General features: G+C 76.3%; 15 protein-coding genes. 7 read left to right on the forward strand and 8 right to left on the reverse strand.

The genetic code is table 11. The features are described from left to right. The first annotated feature begins 58 nt into the window (after nucleotides 1–58). Entirely contained in the window at nucleotides 59–2,185 is a 2,127-nt protein-coding gene (locus ACWGB8_RS08375; protein WP_452211476.1) for a hypothetical protein, read from the forward strand. Nucleotides 2,186–2,284: 99 nt separating this feature from the next. Here ACWGB8_RS08375 and ACWGB8_RS08380 read toward each other — a convergent pair whose 3' ends face one another. Further along, a complete protein-coding gene (locus ACWGB8_RS08380) occupies nucleotides 2,285–3,268 on the reverse strand; it encodes a transglycosylase SLT domain-containing protein (protein WP_452211478.1) in 984 nt (327 codons plus the stop codon). Nucleotides 3,269–3,510: 242 nt separating this feature from the next. Next, a complete protein-coding gene (locus ACWGB8_RS08385) occupies nucleotides 3,511–4,287 on the reverse strand; it encodes a helical backbone metal receptor (protein WP_452211480.1) in 777 nt (258 codons plus the stop codon). Between the two features lie 263 nt (nucleotides 4,288–4,550). On the opposite strand from ACWGB8_RS08385, the gene ACWGB8_RS08390 reads away from it, so the two are divergent. The 3 genes from ACWGB8_RS08390 to ACWGB8_RS08400 are packed head-to-tail and all read left to right on the forward strand — an operon-like array spanning nucleotide 4,551 to nucleotide 7,522. After that, entirely contained in the window at nucleotides 4,551–5,627 is a 1,077-nt protein-coding gene (locus ACWGB8_RS08390) for an ABC transporter substrate-binding protein (RefSeq protein WP_452211482.1), read from the forward strand. A gap of 3 nt (nucleotides 5,628–5,630) precedes the next feature. Beyond that, nucleotides 5,631–6,710, forward strand: coding sequence for a FecCD family ABC transporter permease (locus ACWGB8_RS08395; protein WP_452211483.1), 1,080 nt, complete (start codon nucleotides 5,631–5,633; stop codon nucleotides 6,708–6,710). Further along, nucleotides 6,707–7,522 (forward strand): ABC transporter ATP-binding protein, encoded by an 816-nt coding sequence (locus ACWGB8_RS08400; RefSeq protein WP_452211485.1) that lies wholly within the window; start codon nucleotides 6,707–6,709, stop codon nucleotides 7,520–7,522. The genes ACWGB8_RS08395 and ACWGB8_RS08400 overlap by 4 nt, the downstream gene beginning before the upstream one ends. 87 nt (nucleotides 7,523–7,609) lie before the next feature. On the opposite strand, the gene ACWGB8_RS08405 is transcribed toward ACWGB8_RS08400, so the two are convergent. From ACWGB8_RS08405 to ACWGB8_RS08425, 5 genes are all read right to left on the reverse strand, one after another. Further along, complete coding sequence (locus ACWGB8_RS08405; protein ID WP_452211487.1) at nucleotides 7,610–8,599, reverse strand: L-tyrosine/L-tryptophan isonitrile synthase family protein; 990 nt, start codon at nucleotides 8,597–8,599, stop codon at nucleotides 7,610–7,612. A gap of 83 nt (nucleotides 8,600–8,682) precedes the next feature. Then, on the reverse strand, nucleotides 8,683–9,942 hold the full coding sequence (locus ACWGB8_RS08410) for a cytochrome P450 family protein (RefSeq protein ID WP_452211525.1): 1,260 nt from the start codon (nucleotides 9,940–9,942) through the stop codon (nucleotides 8,683–8,685). Nucleotides 9,943–10,055: 113 nt separating this feature from the next. After that, entirely contained in the window at nucleotides 10,056–11,393 is a 1,338-nt protein-coding gene (locus ACWGB8_RS08415; RefSeq protein WP_452211489.1) for an MFS transporter, read from the reverse strand. A 308-nt stretch (nucleotides 11,394–11,701) separates the two neighbouring features. Then, nucleotides 11,702–11,926, reverse strand: coding sequence for a hypothetical protein (locus ACWGB8_RS08420; RefSeq protein ID WP_452211490.1), 225 nt, complete (start codon nucleotides 11,924–11,926; stop codon nucleotides 11,702–11,704). Between the two features lie 295 nt (nucleotides 11,927–12,221). Beyond that, nucleotides 12,222–12,794 carry a sigma-70 family RNA polymerase sigma factor gene (locus ACWGB8_RS08425; RefSeq protein WP_452211492.1) on the reverse strand — a complete coding sequence of 191 codons (573 nt, stop codon included), beginning with the start codon at nucleotides 12,792–12,794 and terminating at the stop codon, nucleotides 12,222–12,224. Nucleotides 12,795–12,852: 58 nt separating this feature from the next. Here ACWGB8_RS08425 and ACWGB8_RS08430 point away from each other — a divergent pair, with 58 nt between their 5' ends. Continuing rightward, the gene (locus tag ACWGB8_RS08430) at nucleotides 12,853–13,089 is read left to right on the forward strand and encodes a zf-HC2 domain-containing protein (protein ID WP_452211494.1); all 237 of its coding nucleotides are present in this window, start codon (nucleotides 12,853–12,855) and stop codon (nucleotides 13,087–13,089) included. Nucleotides 13,090–13,254: 165 nt separating this feature from the next. Here ACWGB8_RS08430 and ACWGB8_RS08435 read toward each other — a convergent pair whose 3' ends face one another. Further along, nucleotides 13,255–14,007, reverse strand: coding sequence for a hypothetical protein (locus ACWGB8_RS08435; RefSeq protein WP_452211496.1), 753 nt, complete (start codon nucleotides 14,005–14,007; stop codon nucleotides 13,255–13,257). Between the two features lie 236 nt (nucleotides 14,008–14,243). Here ACWGB8_RS08435 and ACWGB8_RS08440 point away from each other — a divergent pair, with 236 nt between their 5' ends. After that, complete coding sequence (locus ACWGB8_RS08440) at nucleotides 14,244–15,491, forward strand: cytochrome P450 (RefSeq protein WP_452211497.1); 1,248 nt, start codon at nucleotides 14,244–14,246, stop codon at nucleotides 15,489–15,491. Nucleotides 15,492–15,652: 161 nt separating this feature from the next. Beyond that, nucleotides 15,653–17,008 (forward strand): CoA transferase, encoded by a 1,356-nt coding sequence (locus ACWGB8_RS08445; RefSeq protein WP_452211499.1) that lies wholly within the window; start codon nucleotides 15,653–15,655, stop codon nucleotides 17,006–17,008. Nucleotides 17,009–17,037 lie beyond the last annotated feature (29 nt).

Below are 17,037 nucleotides of genomic sequence, written 5' to 3' on the forward strand. Positions count from 1 at the left end.
ACCGGACGGCCGTCCCTCGCCGCCAGCCCCGCCGCAGACGCCCAGAACCGGACCTCACATGACAGTGCTTCACTCGCGCAACGCCGACGCAGCCGACGCCACGGACCCGGACCAGGCCCCCGGCCGCGAGGCCGCGGCAACCCCCGACCTCCGGGAGGACCTGGGTCGGTACGCCGAACTCGGCGCCTTCACCCTCACCGCCGAGACCCACGCCTGGTACGCCGCCGTCGACACCGTCGCCACCCCGGAGGACGCCCGCGCGGCCTCCACCGTCCTCGCCGAACTGCGCGGCCACGACCTCCAGCAGGTATGGGAGGACGTCACCGTCCTCGCCGCCGCAGCCAAGGTCGAGGAACCCGCCACCGTCGCCACCACCGCCCTCCTCGTCGAACTGCTGGAGCGCGTCCACCGCACCTCCGCCACCCTGATCGGCGCCGCCTACGACGCCGACCTCGACGCCCTCGCCGCCGCCACCGCGGACCGCGCCTGGCGCCGCGAGCGGGGCGTCAGGGTGGGCTTCCTGCGCGGCCGGGCCCTGCGCAAGCAGGCCGCCGCCCTGGTCACCGGCGGACGCCGGATCCCCAACGAGGAACTGCACGAGGCCCTGGCCTCCGCCGAGGTCGAGCGCCGCGCCTGGTCCGCCGTCGCCCCCGAGGGCACCCTGCCGGTCCCGCCCGCCGACGGCGAACTCGCCGCCCGCACCGCCCAGGCCGTCGAGGCGATCACCGCCAACCTGCGCGACCTCGCCCGCCTCCTCCCCGACCAGGACCTCGACGCGCTCGCCTTCCCCGCGCTCATCGACCTGGTCGAACGCCTCGCCACCGACGAGGGCACCCTCTACCGCCTCCCCACCATCCGCAGCCTGCGGACCGCCCTGGAGGCCGCCGACCTCGCCGACCTGCTCGCCGAGCTCACCGCCACCCGCGCCGACCGCCGCGCCGCCGAGGCCGCCTACCAGCGCCACACCGGCGCCGTCGACCCGGACGCCGCCCGCCAGGCCCTGGCCGGCGGCCAGCGCGACGGGTCGCAGGCGGACACCGAGGTCGACGGGGCCGCCGAGGACGTCGAGGACCTCACGGCCGACGAGTCCGAGGTCGTCAGCGAGGCCGCTGCCGAGGAACCGGCCGCCGTCACCCTCCCCGCCCCGTCGCCGGCCGCCGACGACTTGGCGACCCCGGCCGAGGACACCGAGGCGGTCGCCGAGGCCGAGCCGGACGTCACGGAGGTCGCGGAGGTCCCCGAGGTCGAGACCGTTGAGGCGATCGAGATCCCGGTCGATGAGGTCGAGGCCGCAGCCGTGACGGAGGCCGAGCCGGAGGCGGCGGAGGTCGCCGAGGTTTCGGTCGTCGAGGCGCCTGTCGAGCCAGAGGCGGCGGAGGTCGTCGAGGCCCCGGTTGCCGAGATCACGGACGAGCCGGAAGCAGCCGAGGCGGTCGAGGTCCCGGTCGTCGAGCCGGTCGATGAGACCGAGGCCGTGACGGAGACCGAGCCGGAGACGGCGGAGGTCGTCGAGGCTCCTGTCGAGGCCGAGGCTGTTGTGGAGACTGAGGCTCCGGTAGCCGAGGTCACGCCCGAGCCGGAGACCGCCGAGGTCGAGGCCGTCACGGAGGCTGAGCCGGAGCCGGAGACGGCGGAGGTCGTCGAGGCGCCCGTCGTCGAGCCGGTTGCCGAGGCCGAGCCCGCCGTGGATGCTGCTGTCGCGGAGGTCGCGGAGGTCGCGGAGGTCGCGGAGACCGTCGAGCCGGTGGCCGAGGTCGTCGTCGAGGCCGAGGCGGTCGTCGAGGTCGAGGCCGAGGCCGTGGTGACCGAGAAGACCGAGGTCGCGGCCGTGGAGCCGGCGGTCGAGGTCGAGGCCGAGGTCGTCACGGAGCCCGAGCCCGAGCCCGTCGCCGCTGTCGAGGAGCCCCAGGAGCCCGAGGCGGCTGCCGAGGCCCCTGTCGTCGAGCCCGAGCCCGCCGCGGCGCCTGCCGGGCGGCCGGAGAAGCCGGACTTCACGCCCGGTCGGCCGGTGACCGCCTACTCGGCCGACGAGCTGCTGGCCGTTGTGCGCTGGGTGGACGGTGACGGGGTCACGCGGTCGGAGGACGAGCTGCTGCGGGCGGCGATGAAGGAGCTGGGCTTCGCCCGCCTCGGTCCGCGCATCAAGGAGGCCCTGGGCGCCGCGGTCACCGCAGCCCGGAGCTGACGGGTTCCGGACGGCCGAGAGCCCGTCGGGCCCGGTGGATGCCTCTTCCGCATCCACCGGGCCCGACGCACGTCCGGACGGGTCGGCCCGCCCGGGTGCTCAGCCCTTGGTCCAGGGCTGGCTGCCCATCAGCGCCTTGACGTTGGCGACGTAGGAGGGGTTGGGGATCTCCAGGCTGCCGGTGGTCTCGCCGGTCGCCGGGTCGGTGACGGTGTTGTAGTGGACCTTTCCGGCGCCGGCGTTGTAGGCGGCGATGACCAGGTCGAGCAGCGGGGTCTTCCCGGCGGCGTCGGGGGCGAGGCTGTAGTTGCCGCCGAAGCAGGAGTCGCCGTAGTAGGCGATCAGCCAGTCGAGCAGCTGGGTGCCGAGCTGGACGTTGCCGGCCAGGGTGTTGGGGTCGGAGGTGGTGCCGTACTTGCCGTTCATCCAGCTGACGGTGCCGGGCATGACCTGCATGGTGCCGATGCCGCCGTCGCAGGCGAGGATGCCGGACTGCCAGCCGCTCTCCTGCCAGGCGATCGCCTTCACCAGGTTGACGGGCAGCGGCGGGAGCTTGTCGGTGCCGCCGTTGCTCAGCTTGAGGGTGCGGCTCTGGCCGGCCGCGGTGGTGAGGGCTGCGGAGACGGCGTCCTTGGGCTCGTTGGCCTGCGGGTAGCTCGGCTTGCAGCTGCTCTGCAGCGGCGGGACGTGCGGGACGGCGGGGGCGGGCGGGGGCGGCGGGGCGACCGGGCCGGGCTTGGCGGTGGGGACGGGCGCCGCGACGACGGGTGCGCCGGTCCGCGGGGTGCCGGTGCCGGCGGTCGGCTTGGCGGTGGGGCTCGCGCCGGCGGTGGCGGGGCGGGTGGTGGAGGGTGTGGCGCTCGGCTTGCCGGACTTGCTCGCGCTCGGGCTCGCGGTCGCGGTCGGGCTCGCGCTCCCGGTGGGGGTGGCGGTGGCGCTCGGGCTCTCGGACGGCGTCGGGCTCGCCGTGCCGCTGCTCGCCGCCGGGCTCGGTGTCCCGGCTGCGCGGTCGTCACCGCCCTTGCTGCCGCAGCCGGTCAGCAGTGCGCCGGAAACGGCCGCCACCGATACGGCGGCCAGCACCCGCCGCGCCGCCCGGTGTCCGCCTCCGGGTCCGCGTCCGCGGCCGCTTCCGGATCCGAGGCCGTTCCCACCTGCGGCGGTGCTTCCGCGGGTCGCCCCGACCGGCCGAACGATGCTGTCCCCCATGCCCCGTACCCCCTCCTGGCGCCGGATCGTCCGGCGCAGGGCGGCATCCTACGACGGGGGCCCGTCCGCGCCCCGGGCGGGTGCCGTGCGGCGGGGTCCGGGCGGGTCGGCGGGTGTCACGCCTGCGCCCGGGCGAGCTGGGCGGCGAGTACCGCGGGGGCCTCGGCGAGCGAGGGCCCGTACCAGGTGAGGTGGCGTCCGCTGACCAGGGCGGCCGGGACGCCGGGGAACGCCTCGGGGCCGTCCCCGGCGGTGAACCGGTACGGCTCGTCGGGGAGGACGACGAGGTCGGGGCGGGCGGCGAGCAGGTCCGGGAGCGGGACGGCGGGGTAGCGCTCGGGGTGGTCGGCATGCAGGGGTGCGACGCCGAGGCGGCGCAGCAGGTCGCCGGCGAAGGTGTCGCTGCCGAGGACCATCCAGGGGCGGCGCCAGATCGGGACGACGGCGCGGACCGGTCGCTGCGGCGGTGCGACGTCCTGCCAGGCGGCCTCGGCGGCGTCGAGCCAGGCCGGTCGGGGGAGTCCGCAGGCGTCGCGGAGCATCCGGTCGAGCGAGGTGAACGCCTGGTCCAGGGTGCGGATGTCGGTCACCCAGACGGGGAGTCCGGCGGCGCGCAGGGCGTCCAGGTCGAGGGCGCGGTTCTCCTCGGCGTTGGCGAGCACCAGGTCGGGGGCCAGGGCGGCGATCCGGGCGGTGTCGGGGTTCTTGGTGCCGCCGATGCGTTCCACCGCGAGGCCGGCGGGGTGGCTGCACCAGTCGGTGGCGCCGGTGAGCAGGCCGGGGGAGCTCGCCGCGACGGCCTCGGTCAGGGACGGTACGAGGGACACCACGCGGCGTACGGGGCGGGGGCCGAGCGGAACGGGCAGGCCGAGGTCGTCCAGGGGGTGCGCCATGGCACCCGACGGTACCGGGCCGGTCCGCGGGCCACGCCGCCGGAGGCAACCCCCGCGGCGGCCGTCACCGTCCGCCCCGCCGGTGGCCACCGCCCCGCCGGAACTCACCGACCGCCCCAGCGGAGGCAACCGACCGCCCCCGCCGGAGGCCACCGCCCCCTCCGCCGGAAGTCGTGGGAACCGATCGGCTGGCGTATCCGACTACCTGGTCCGGGTCCGCAGCACGCCGGGCCCGGCACGTCCGTCCAACCAGGAGAGTTGTCATGCGCCCTCGCGTCCTCGGCGGTGTCGCCGTCGCCGTCGCCCTGTTCGCCACGGCCTGCGGGAGCGGTGCCGGCAGCAGTGACCGGAAGGCCGAGGCCACCGGCGGCGGCAGCGGCTACCCCGTGAAGGTGGCCGACTGCGCGGGGAAGGAGACCTCGTTCGACGCGGCCCCGCGCAAGATCGTCACCAGCAACGCGGCGAGCCTGGAGCTCCTGCTGCAGCTCGGCGCCGGCGACCGCGTCATCGGGACGGGCTTCCCGCCCGGCAAGGGCAGCCTGCCGTCCGCGCTGGCCGAGCAGGGCGCCAAGGTGCCGGTGCTGGGCGAGAAGACGATAGCCAAGGAGAAGCTGCTCGGCTCCGGCGCCGACCTGTACGTCGACACCTTCGGGGCGATGGGCATGATGGGCGGGGCCGCCACGCTGCCCTCGGAGGAGGAGTTCAAGGCCGCCGGGATCAAGCACGTGTACCTGCTCTCCACCGCCTGCGCCGGCACGCCCGCGGCGGCGAAGGGCCCGCGCACCGACCTCGCCGACATCGAGAACGACATCAAGCGGCTGGGTACCGTGGTCGGTGCGCAGGGGAAGGCGGACGAGCTGGTCGCGGCGATGCGCAAGCAGACCGGCGAGGTGGCCGGTGCGCTGGCCGGGGTGCCCTCCGAGCAGCGGCCCGGCTACTTCTTCTTCGACTTCGACGCCGGCACCAAGCAGCCGATCGCGGTCTGCTCGCAGCAGGTCGCCAACGCGGTGATCACCATGGCCGGGGCCCGCAACGTCTTCGCCGACTGCTCGGCCGACCGCAAGCCGGTCTCCTGGGAGGAGGTGGTCGGCAAGAACCCCGACTGGATCCAGCTCGGCGTCCGCAACCGGGGCAGCGAGGAGGCCAACCGCAAGGCCTTCGACGACGCCGAGAAGTTCCTCCGCGAGTTCCCCGCCACCCAGGGGCTGAAGGCCGTCCAGGAGGGCAGGTTCCTGCGGATCGGCTCCGAGGTGACCACGATCGCCGGGGTCCGCAACGCCGACACGGTCCGGCAGATCGCCGCGACCCTGCACCCGTCGCTCGTCAAGAACGGCCGGTAGCCGATGGCTTCGACGCTGTCGAGGACGCCGCGCCCGGCCCGCAGGGAGCACGCCCTGCGGGCCGGCCCGCTGGCCGCCGTGCTCGGGGCCGCGCTGGTCGCCGCCCTCACCGCCGCCGTCTCCCTCGGCTCGGTGGACATCCCGCCCGGCGAGGTCTGGTCGGTGGTCGCCCGGCGGCTCACCGGCCGTGCCCCCGAGCCCGGCACCCGCGACCTGATCGTCTGGCAACTGCGCGTGCCCCGCGCCCTGTTGGCCGCCCTGGTCGGCGCCGGGCTGGGGCTGGTCGGCACCGCCGTGCAGGCCCTGGTCCGCAACCCGCTGGCCGATCCGTACCTGCTGGGCATCTCCTCCGGGGCCTCGCTGGGCGCCGTCGCGGTGATCGTCCTCGGCGCCGGGCTCGGCCTGAACGCCGCCGACGCCGCCGGGACGGCCGTCTCGCTCGCCGCCTTCGCGGGCGCCCTGGCCGCCTTCTCGCTGGTCTGGGTGCTGGCCCGGCGCGGGGGCGGCTTCTCCCCGCTGCGGCTGGTGCTGGCGGGCATCGGCATCGGCCAGTTCCTGGCCGGCTTCACCAGCTATCTGGTCCTGCAGACCGACGACGAGCAGCAGACCCGCGGCGTGCTGTTCTGGCTGATGGGCTCGCTGAGCGGCGCCGTGTGGAGCCAGCTCGCGGTGCCCGCCGCCGCCGTCCTGCTCGGCCTGGCGGCCCTCCAGGCCCGCGCCCGGGGCCTCAACGCGGTGCTGATGGGCGACGAGACGGCCGCCGGTCTCGGGGTGGACGTCACCCGGCTGCGCCGCGAGCTCTTCGTCGTCACCAGTGTGCTGACCGGGGTGCTGGTCGCCGTCTCGGGGGCGATCGGCTTCGTCGGCCTGATGGTGCCGCACGTCTGCCGGCTGCTGGTCGGCGGCGACCACCGCCGGCTGCTGCCGCTCTCCGCGCTGACCGGCGCCGTCCTGCTGGTCGTGGTCGACACCGCGGCCCGTACGGTGCTGGAGACCCAGGAGCTGCCGATCGGCGTGGTCACCTCGCTGCTCGGCGCGCCCACCCTGATCTACCTGCTGGACCGACGACTGGAGCGCAGTTGAGGATCGCCGTCGAGGACCTGCACGTCACCCTGGCCGGCCGGACGGTCGTGGCCGGCGCCGACCTGGTCGCCAAGGAGGGCGAGATCGCCGGACTGGTCGGGCCGAACGGCAGCGGCAAGTCCAGCCTGCTGCGCACCGTCTACCGGCATCTGCGGCCCAGCGCCGGACGTGTCCTGCTGGCGGGACGCGACCTGACCGGGCTGTCCGCCGCCGAGTCCGCCCGGCACATCGCGGCGCTGCCGCAGGAGCGCGGCGGGGACTTCGAGCTGACCGTCCGCGAGGTGGTCGCGATGGGCCGCACCCCCTACAAGCCTGCCTTCGCCGCCGACGACGCCGAGGACCACCGGCTGGTCGCCGAGGCGCTGCACCGGGTCGGCATGGCGGACGCGGCCGGCCGGCGCTTCGCCCAGCTCTCGGGCGGCGAGCGCCAGCGGGTGCTGCTCGCCCGGGCGCTCGCCCAGCAGCCGGACGTCCTGGTGCTCGACGAGCCCACCAACCACCTGGACGTCCGCCACCAGGTCGAGCTGCTCGCCCTGCTGCGCGAGCAGCGCCGCACCACGCTGGTCGCGCTGCACGACCTCAACGCCGCCGCCTCGGTCTGCGACCGGCTGCACGTGCTGCACCGGGGCGTCCTGGTGGCGTCCGGCGAACCGCGCGAGGTGCTCACCGCCGAGCTGCTCGCCGAGGTGTTCGGGGTGCGCGCGGCGGTGGTCGAGCACCCGCTCACCGGCGATCCGCTGATCGCCTTCGACCACCGGCAGGCTCCGGCCCGCCCGGACGGGGCGCAGCGCAGCACCGCCGGCGCGTCCTGAGCGGGGCGCCTCCTGAGCGGGCGGCGCCTCCTGAGCGGGGCGGTGCGCAGGGGGCCGGTCCGCGCGGACCGGCACCCTTGCACCGGGTCAGCCCGCCTCGTAGTGGCTGGGCCGGCCGTCCCGCAGGACCGGGCGGCCCAGCTGTGCGGCCTCCGCGCTGCGCAGCAGCTCCCACCGGCCGTCCGGGTGGTGGAGCACCGAGGAGTGCCAGGGCGTGGTCCAGGCGTCGCGCGCCTCCAGCAGCCGGATGCCGAACTTGGCGGCGCCGACCCGCTGCGGGTGGATGGAGAGCCGGAACGAGCGCGGGTGCTGCTCGGCGATCAGGTCGCCCCAGGCCCGGCTGCGCTGGATGACCCCGTACGCGCGGTCGCGGCAGTGCCGCTGCAGGGCGGACCTGGTGCCGGTGAAGCCGGTGGTGTCGTCGAGCAGGAAGCGGGTGATCCCCCGGTAGAGCCGCAGGGTCTCCTCGTCGGTGTGCATCTGCGCGCGCAGGTCCTCCTTTGCGGGGGCGTACTGCGTGTGGACGCGGGCGCGCTTCTCGTCGTACGGCAGGTCGCCGAGGACGGCTCGCAGGTCGAAGGTGGCGAGCCGGTGCAGGCCCTCGCGTGCGATCATCGCGCTCAACTCGTCGGAGTACGCGTCGATGTGGTCGTCCGGGACGTTGATCAGGTCGCCGAAGATGTGGCCGTCGGAGCAGATCAGTATCCGCGCGCCGGGGCGGTAGAGCTCGCCGATCGCGGCGCAGAGCCCGTCCAGGAAGGTGAGCGAGAGCCGTTCGCCCTCGTCGGGGAGGTGGCCGAGCACCTTGGCGGGGTTGGGCGACTTGCAGGGGAAGCCGGGCAGGGTGAAGAGCACCGGCTCGCCGGCCGTCACGAAGTCGGCCAACTGTCGGAGCTGGAGCGGGAAGTCGGCGGGCGCGGCGGCGGCCTCGGGGTCGGAGGCGCGGCGGTGCGGCAGCAGCAGGGCGAGGATCGCGGTGCAGATCCGGTCGACCTCGGCGCTCGGCGGCGGGGCCGGGGCGGCGGGTGCCGGGGCGGGGATGCGGGCGGTGGTCGTCACGGTGCCGGCGGACGGCATGGCGGCGGGCCTTTCGGGTAGGCGGGATCGGCGCCCCGGCCGTTCGCCGGATTCCGGGGCGCTGGAGCAGAGGTGGCGGTGGGTCAGGTGCGCTTGTCGTAGGCGACCGGGAGCCGGTTGACGCCGCGGGCCAGGACGGCCGGGATCCAGGCGAGTTCGTCGAGTGTGTCGCCGGGTTCCGCGGACGGCCGCAGGCCGGACAGCCGGCCGATCAGGGTGCCGACGGCGATCTGCAGTTCGGCGCGGGCCAGGGCGGCGCCGGGGCAGTAGTGGATGCCGTGGCCGAAGGCGAGGTGGGCGTTCGGGGTGCGGTCGAAGTCGAGCGCGTCGGCGTCCGGGAACTGCGCGGGGTCGCGGTTGGCGGCGCAGAGCGAGACGATCACCGAGTCGCCGGCCGGGATGCGGGTGCCGTGCAGGTCGCTGTCCTCCGCGAAGAAGCGCCAGGTGGTCAGCTCGAACGCGGCGTCGTGGCGGAAGAGTTCCTCGATCGCCCGGGGCAGCAGGGCGGGGTCGTCGGCGAGCCCGGCGCGCAGCCGGTCGAGCTGCTCCGGGTGGCGGAGCAGGGTGATCAGCATGGTGGTGATCTGGTTGGTCACCGGCTCCTGGCCGGCCACCAGCAGCTGGAAGACGATGGAGTCCAGCTCCTCCCGGGTGAGCTCCCCGGTGTCGTGGGCCGCGACCAGCCGGCCGAGCAGGTCGATGTCGGGGCCGTCCGGGTCGCGGTGGGCCCGCTTGTGGGCGACCACGTCGGCGATGTACCCCTGGAGCGCGCGCAGCCGGGCCTCGTACGCGGGGCGGCCCGGGTCCTGCGGGCCGACGGGCTGCACCACCTTGCCCCAGTCCCGGTCGAAGCGGGCGGCCAACTCGGGCGGCAGGCCGATGACGTCGGCGAGCACCCGGAACGGGAAGTGCGCGGCGAACCCGGCCACCAGATCGGCGCCGCCGGTCTCGGGCAGCTCGTCGACCAGGGCGTCGGCCAGCTCCTGCAGCCGCGGGCGCAGTGACTCCACCCGGCGGGGCGCGAAGGCGTCCACGACGAGCCGGCGCATCGAGGTGTGCTTGGGCGGGTCCTGGTGGAGGAGGTGCACCTGCAGCTGGGAGTGCTGGGGCTCGGGCATGATCGAGGCGAGTCTGCGCCAGTTGTCGTTGCCGAGCGCGTGGTTCTTGCCGAGCCGCGGGTCGTTGAGCGCCTCGTGGGCCGCCCGGTAGCCGGTCACGAGCCAGGCGGCGATCCCGCTGGGGAAGCGCACCCGGTGCACCGGTCCGGCTTCGCGCATCCGCCCGTAGAGCGGGTACGGGTCGGTCTTGTACGCCTCGCCGTACAGCGGCACCGGCGAGGGCAGCGCTGCGCCGTCGTGGCCGTACGGGCAGCGCGGAGCCGCGGCCCCGGCGGCCTCGGCGGACGGCGAGGCAAGGTCGGCGGGGGCGGTCGGGCCCGGCCGGTCGGTCAGGTCGGTCACGGGGTCTTCCTCCGGGTCGATCGGTGGTGGACGGCGAGCAGGGCCACGGCCGATGCGGCGGCGAGCGCGGCCAGGACGAGTCCCGGGCGGACGGATCCGCCGGGGTGGGTGACGGCGGCGGTGGCCAGGGCGGGCCCGAGGGCGAAGCCGAGGGCGCGGGAGAGCTGGACGGCGGACGCGGCGGTGGCCGGCCGACCGGGCGGGGCGGCGGTCATCACCACGGCCTGGGTGGGGCCGCCGTTGAGGCCCATCCCGGCCCCGGCGAGGGCCAGCCGGGCGGCTATGGCGGCGGGCGACCAGCCGGTGTCCACGGGTATCAGCAGCAGCAGTCCGCAGGTGGTCACGGCGGCGCCCGCGAGTGCGGTCGGGACGGCGCCCCAGCGGTCGGCGAGCCGGCCGCCGAGCCGTCCGGCCAGGACCATGCCGAGCGGGAAGGCCAGCATGGTCAGCGCGGTGGCGGTGGCGCTGATCCCGGCGGCCCGGCGCAGGTGCTGGGCCAGCAGGTAGTGGGTGGCGGCGAAGCCGGCGGCGAGGGCGAGCACCGAGGCGTTCACCCCGGTGGTGCCGGACAGCCTCAGGGTCTCGCGCACCGGCTGCCCGCCGGGACCGCGCAGCCAGTGCGCGACCAGCGGGACGGCGGGTGCGGCGAGCAGCAGCCAGGCGGGGGAGCCGGCCGAGAGGGTGAGCGCGAGCAGGACGGCGGCCACGGCGGTGCCGATCAGGGCGGCGTCGCCGAGTGCGCCGCGGTCCGGGGCGCGCAGTCGGCCGGTGCGCGGCGCGTTCCGCCGGGTGAGCCAGAACGCGACCGCGCAGACTGGCAGTTTGATCAGGAAGACCGCCCGCCAGCCGACGTGGTCGAGCAGCAGCCCGCCGATCACCGGCCCGGTCACCGCGCCGAGCGGTCCGAGGGTGGCCGGGACGCTCATCGCCCGGCCGCGCACCTGGGGGCGGACGGACGTCGCCGCCAGCACCGGCATCAGCACGAACAGCACGGCCCCGAAGGCGCCCTGCGCCAGCCGCGCGGCCACCAGCAGGCCCAGCCAGGGCGCCAGCGAGGCGAGGACGCTGCACAGCGCGAAGCCGGCGACCGCCAGCAGGACGGCGGGGCGGGTGCCGACCCGGTCCAGCCACCGCCCGGCGGGCAGCAGCAGGGCGACGACCGGCAGCTGGTAGCCGAGCACGGCCCACTGGGCCGCCCCGGCGGAGACCCCGAAGCTCCGGGCGATGTCGGCGAGCGCCAGGTTGACCACGTTCATGTCCAGCATCGCCACGAACGAGAGCAGTCCGGCCGCGATCACCAGGCTCCAGCGATCGCGGACCGCCTCCTGCGTCACCAACGCCTCTCCTCCCACCGCGCCCGCGTGTCCGGACGCCACCGGTCGGCGGCGTCCGGGACAGCAGTCGGATCCGGAGCGGGCGGAGTTCCCGAACACTTGGGGGAATCTCCGGGAAGGTGGGGACGGCCGGGCGGGCGGGCCGTAATTCAGTGGTCCCGGACGGGCCGGGGTCCCTACTGTGCGGAAATGGCCGACCTTGCAGAGCTCTACATCGCCGTCGACGTCGAGGCCGACGGGCCGATCCCGGGGCCGTACAGCATGATCTCCCTCGGGATGGCCGTCGTGGGCCGCCCCGACCTGTCCTTCTACACCGAACTGCGGCCGATCTCCGAGGAGTTCGTCCCGGCCGCGCTGGCCGTCTCCGGGCTCGACCGGGAGCGGCTGCTGCGCGAGGCGCCGACCGCCGAGGAGGCGATGGGGGCCGCGGCGCGCTGGGTGAACGGCCTGCGCCGCACCGGCCGCCCGGTCTTCCTCGCCGGGCCCGCCGTCTGGGACGGCATGTTCGTCCACTGGTACTTCCTGCGCTTCACCGGCCGCAGCCCGTTCGGCGCGACCGGTTCGGGGATCGACCTGCGCAGCTACTGGATGGGCCTGACCGGCGGCGAGTGGGTGGCGAGCCGCAAGGGCGTCATCAAGCACGCGCTGGGCCTCACCGGCGTCCCGCACACCCACCACGCCGGCGAGGACGCCCGCGAACTGGCCCTGGTCTTCGAGGCGGTGCTGGCGAGCCGGGGCGCCGCCGCGGCCGAGCCGACGGACGACCGGCCCTGCCGCCGCGCCGGGGCCGGCCACCGGTGGCGAACCGGCGGCCGGGCCCGGCGCGGGTCAGCAGGCGGTGGCGAGCGCCGGGGAGGCCGCGGCCTCGGCGGCCCGCAGCCGGGCTATCAGCTCCTCCCGGGCGCGGGCGACCCGGGAGCGGACGGTGCCCACCGGGCAGCCGGTGACCTGGGCGGCCTCGGCGTAGCTGAGCCCGGTGACCTGGGTGAGCACGAACGCCTCGCGGCGCTCGGCCGGGAGGTGGGCGAGCAGGTCGTCGAGGGCGATGCCGTCCTCGAACCCGGCCGCCGGGGGGCGGCTGTGGCGTTCCGCGGCCTCCTGCCAGTCGGGCAGGGCGGCGCAGCGCGGCCGGGCGGCGGCGCTGCGGTAGCGGTCGACGACGGTCCGGCGGGCGATGGAGAGCAGCCAGGTGCGGGCCGAGGAGCGCCCGGCGAACGCGGGCAGGGCGCGCAGCGCGCGCAGGAAGGTCTCCTGGGCGAGGTCGTCGGCGGACTGGGTGTCGGTCAGGTGGGCCACGAAGCGCCACACGTCGCGCTGGGTGGCCCGGACGAACGCCTCGATGTCGGCGGGCCGGCCGTGGCGCGCGGTGAGGGCGAGGGCGGTCAGCTGGGCGTCATCCACGGCGGCGGCCCCCGACCCGGGAGGCGCGCAGCGGTGCGGGGTGCGGGACGATAAGAGCATGAGATGCGCCCAGTTCCGTACCGCCCTCTCCGCCCGGCTCGACGGTGAACCGTCCGGTCTGCCGGAGCCGCGGCTGGATTCGCACCTCGCGCGGTGCGCGGGCTGCCGGGCCTGGCGGGCGGACGCCGAGCGGCTGCGCGGAGTGGCGGCGGCCGGGGGTCCTTCGGCCCAGTGGTCGGCGGACTTGTTCGCGCGGCTGCGCGAGGAGGGTGTGGCGGGGCATGGCACGTCCTGAGGGGATGCACAGGGCGCGGCGCCGTTGCGGACGGCGCCGCGGACGTCGGTAGGGCCTCCGTACGCCGCCGGGCGCACGGTGCCGGGCCCCGGGCGGGCGCGGTCGGTGGACCGGCGGCGCGCAGGGGCGACCTGCCCGTACCGGCGGTGGCCGGGTGCGGGCGCGTCAGCTGACCGCGGTCGCCGGCGGACCGCGCCGGACCAGGGCGTGCGAGAGCAGGACCATCCGCGGCAGCCGGGCGGGCCGGCCGCCCGTCCGGGGCTGCGCCGGGGGCTCGTGCACCGGTCGGACGGCCAGCGCGAGCAGGGGCAGCAGCGCCCCGGCCAGCACCCCGGCGAGGGCGCCGAGCAGGTCGGACAGCCGGGCCAGCGCCGCCTCGCCGCGCCACAGCAGCAGGGCGCAGGCGAGCGCCGACAGCAGGTGCGCGGCGAGCATCCCCGCGGACATGCCGTGGAGCGGACCGGACAGCCCGCCGGAGCCGGACGCCGCGTGGGCGGCCCCGTGTCCGCCGTGGTGCCCGCCGGCGGCGGGGACGGTCTCCGGGTCGAGGCCGGCCATCCGGGCCAGGTCGGCGGGGGCGAGCCCGGCCGGGGCGCGGTCGGGGTTGCAGAGCAGCAGCGAGGCCCAGTCGGGACCCGCCGCGGTACCGGCCCGCGCGGTGCCGGCCAGGGCGAAGAGCTGGTGCAGGGCGGTCTGGGTGACCGTCATCCAGCCGCCGATCAGCGCCAGTCCGCGGCGCTTGCCGGCCAGTAGCCAGGTCGGTGCCAGCGTCAGCGCGAACGCCCAGGCCAGCACCGGAGCGGAGACCCCGGACCCGGCCATGGAGACGTGCGCCGTGGCGGCCAGCGCCACACAGAGGGTGGCGAAGACCACGGCGCGCAGCGAGCGGATCCGGTCGGTCAACACGATGGCACTCATCGTCGCACTTGCGGCCGCCCCGTCGCGCCACCCCCTCGGTCATTGGCCGGTTCCGCACCGTGAGACCATGCCCGCCGGCCGCGCGCCGGGGGTGTTCGCGCCGGGTCGGCGGCGCCCGTCCGCGCTCCGTTCCGCCGTACCGTCAACCTGCTTAAGTCATATGGTCATTGCGGTTTGACAGCGGACCGGCCGGTGGCCGCTAAATGTGGGCACCCAGCAGGACAGGAGCCCCCGCCATGGCCACCGCGGCGCACCCCCTCACGGCCCCCGCCGACCTCGCCGACCCGGGCTTCTGGCGGCGGCCGGCCGCCGAACGGGCCGCCGCCTTCGCCGCCCTGCGCCGACTCCCCGGACCCGCCTTCGTCACCGAGCGCCCCGCCGCCGGCCGCCGCCCCGCCCGCGGCCACTACGCCCTCGTCCGGTACGCCGACGTGGTCGAGGCCGGCCGCACCCCCGCCGTCTTCCTCAGCGGCCCCGGCGTCACCACCCCCGAACCCGCCCGCTGGGTACGGCTGCTCTTCGGCGACTCCATGGTCAACCTCGACGACCCCCGGCACGCCCAGCTGCGCCGGATCGTCTCCCGGGCCTTCACCCCGCGCCTGATCGCCCGGGTCGAGGACGACATCCGGCAGGTCGCCGCCCGGCTCGTCGACCGGGTCGCCGCCGAGCGCCCCGCGGACTTCGTCACCGCCGTCGCCGCCGAACTGCCCTTCCAGGTCATCTGCAACATGATGGGGATCCCCGAGGAGCACCGCCCGGGCATCCTCGACCAGGTCAACCACGCCTCCGAGCACACCGGCGTCGCCCGCCGCCGGCTGCGCGTCCCCGGCCGCGGACTGCTGGCGCTGGCCCGGATGCAGGGCATGGTCGCCGAACTCGGCCGCGCACGCCGCCGCCGCCCCGCCGACGACCTGATCTCGGCCCTGGTCACCGCCGACGTCGACGGCCGCCGGCTCACCGGCCGTGAACTCGGCGCCTTCTTCTCCCTGCTGCTGGTCGCCGGCGTCGAGACCACCCGCAACGCCCTCGCCCACGGGCTGCACCTGCTCACCGTCCACCCGGAGCAGCGCGCCCTGCTGCTCGGCGACCTCGACCACCACCTGGCCGGCGCGGTCGACGAGATCGTCCGCCACTCCACCCCGATCATCCAGTTCCGCCGCACCCTGGCCGCCGACCACCGGATCGGCACCACGGACCTGCGGGCCGGCGACAAGGTGGTGCTCTACTTCGGCTCCGCCAACCGCGACGAGACCGTCTTCCCCGACCCGGACGCCTTCGACATCACCCGCAGCCCCAACCCCCACCTCGGCTACGGCGGCGGCGGACCGCACTACTGCCTCGGCGCCCACCTCGCCCGGCAGGAGATGAAGGTCCTCTACCGGGAGCTCCTCACCCGGCTGCCCGAGCTGCGCTCCGCCGGGGAGCCGGAGCTGGTCCCCTCCAGCTTCGACCACCGGGTGCGCTCGCTGCCCTTCACCTTCTGACCCGCCGCCCGGCTGCCCGCCGCCCCGCCACCCGCCGTTCGCCCCGGCGCCCCGGTGGACCGGAGCGATCGGGGGTCGTCGGGGGTGTCGGGGGGCGTCAGGGGCGGCAGGGGTGGCCGGGATCACGGAGAACCCGCCGGTCCCGGTAGCACAATGCGTCCATGACAGAGCGTTCGATCGACCGGCCCACCGCACACGCCTGGGCCGCCCTCGGCGGTCCCGCCGACCTGCCGGAACGGGTCGCCTTCGACGGCCCCGAAGCCGTCCTGCCCTCCCGGCTGCCCGTCCGCCGGCTCGCCCGCGCCACCGTCGCGGCCTGCTCCCTCGCCGCCGCGGAACTCGCCGCCCACCGCAACGGCGGCGACGTCCCGCCCGTCCGGATCGACCAGGGCGCCGTCGCCACCGCCTTCGTCAGCGAACGCCACCTGCGGATCGACGGCCGCGCCCCGGTCTCCTTCGCCCCGCACTCCGGCTTCTGGCAGGCCGCCGACGGCTGGGTGCGCACCCACGCCAACTACCCGCACCACCGCGAGCGCCTGCTCGCCACCCTCGGCCTGCCCGCCGGCGCCGGACCGGAGGAGCTCGCCGCCGCGCTGCGCGACCGGCCCGCCGAAGAGGTCCAGGAGCGCGCCTACGCCGCCGGGGCGCTGGCCGTCGCCGTCGCGCCCCCGGGCGAGGACCGGCTGCCGCTCGTCGAGACCGCCGTCGCCGACCCGGCCGCCGCCAGGACGCTGGGCCCCGCGGACCTCCCCGCCCGCGGCGTGCGGGTCCTCGACCTCACCCGGGTCATCGCCGGACCGGTCGCCACCCGCACCCTCGCCCTGCTCGGCGCCGATGTGCTGCGCATCGACCCGCCGCAGTACCCCGAGGCCGAGGACGCGCACGCCGACACCGGCTTCGGCAAGCGCTCCACCCGCCTCGACCTCGCCGACCCGGCCGACCGGGCCGCCTTCGAGGAACTCCTCGCCACCGCCGACGCCGTCGTCACCGGCTACCGGCCCGGCGCCCTCGACCGCCACGGCCTCGCCCCCGAGGCACTGCTCGAACGCCGCCCCGGCCTGGTCGTCGCCCAACTGCGCGCCTGGAACCGGAGCGGCCCGTGGGCCGACCGCCGGGGCTTCGACAGCCTGGTCCAGGCCGGCGTCGGCATCGCGGTGATCGAGGCCGCCGCCGACGGCCGCCCCGGCGCGCTGCCCGCCCAGGCCCTCGACCACGGCACCGGCTACCTGATCGCGGCCGGCGTCCTGCGCGCCCTCACCGAGCAGCGCACCACCCGCCCCGGCGGCCGCCTCCTGCGGTACTCGCTGGCCGGCACCGCCGCCTGGCTGATGCACGGCATCGGGCCCGCCGACCCGCCCGGGGCCGAGCCGTACGACCCGGCCCGCTGGATCACCGGGACGGACTCGCCGTACGGACGGCTGCGCCACGCACGGCCGCCGGTCTCCTACCTGGGCGCGCCGACCGACTGGTCCCGCCCGCCCGGCCGCTGGGGCACCGACGCGGCCCGCTGGCTCTGAGGCCCGCCGCGCCGCGCCCGCCCCGCGGT

The sequence above is a fragment of the Kitasatospora sp. NPDC054939 genome (genome assembly GCF_053610105.1).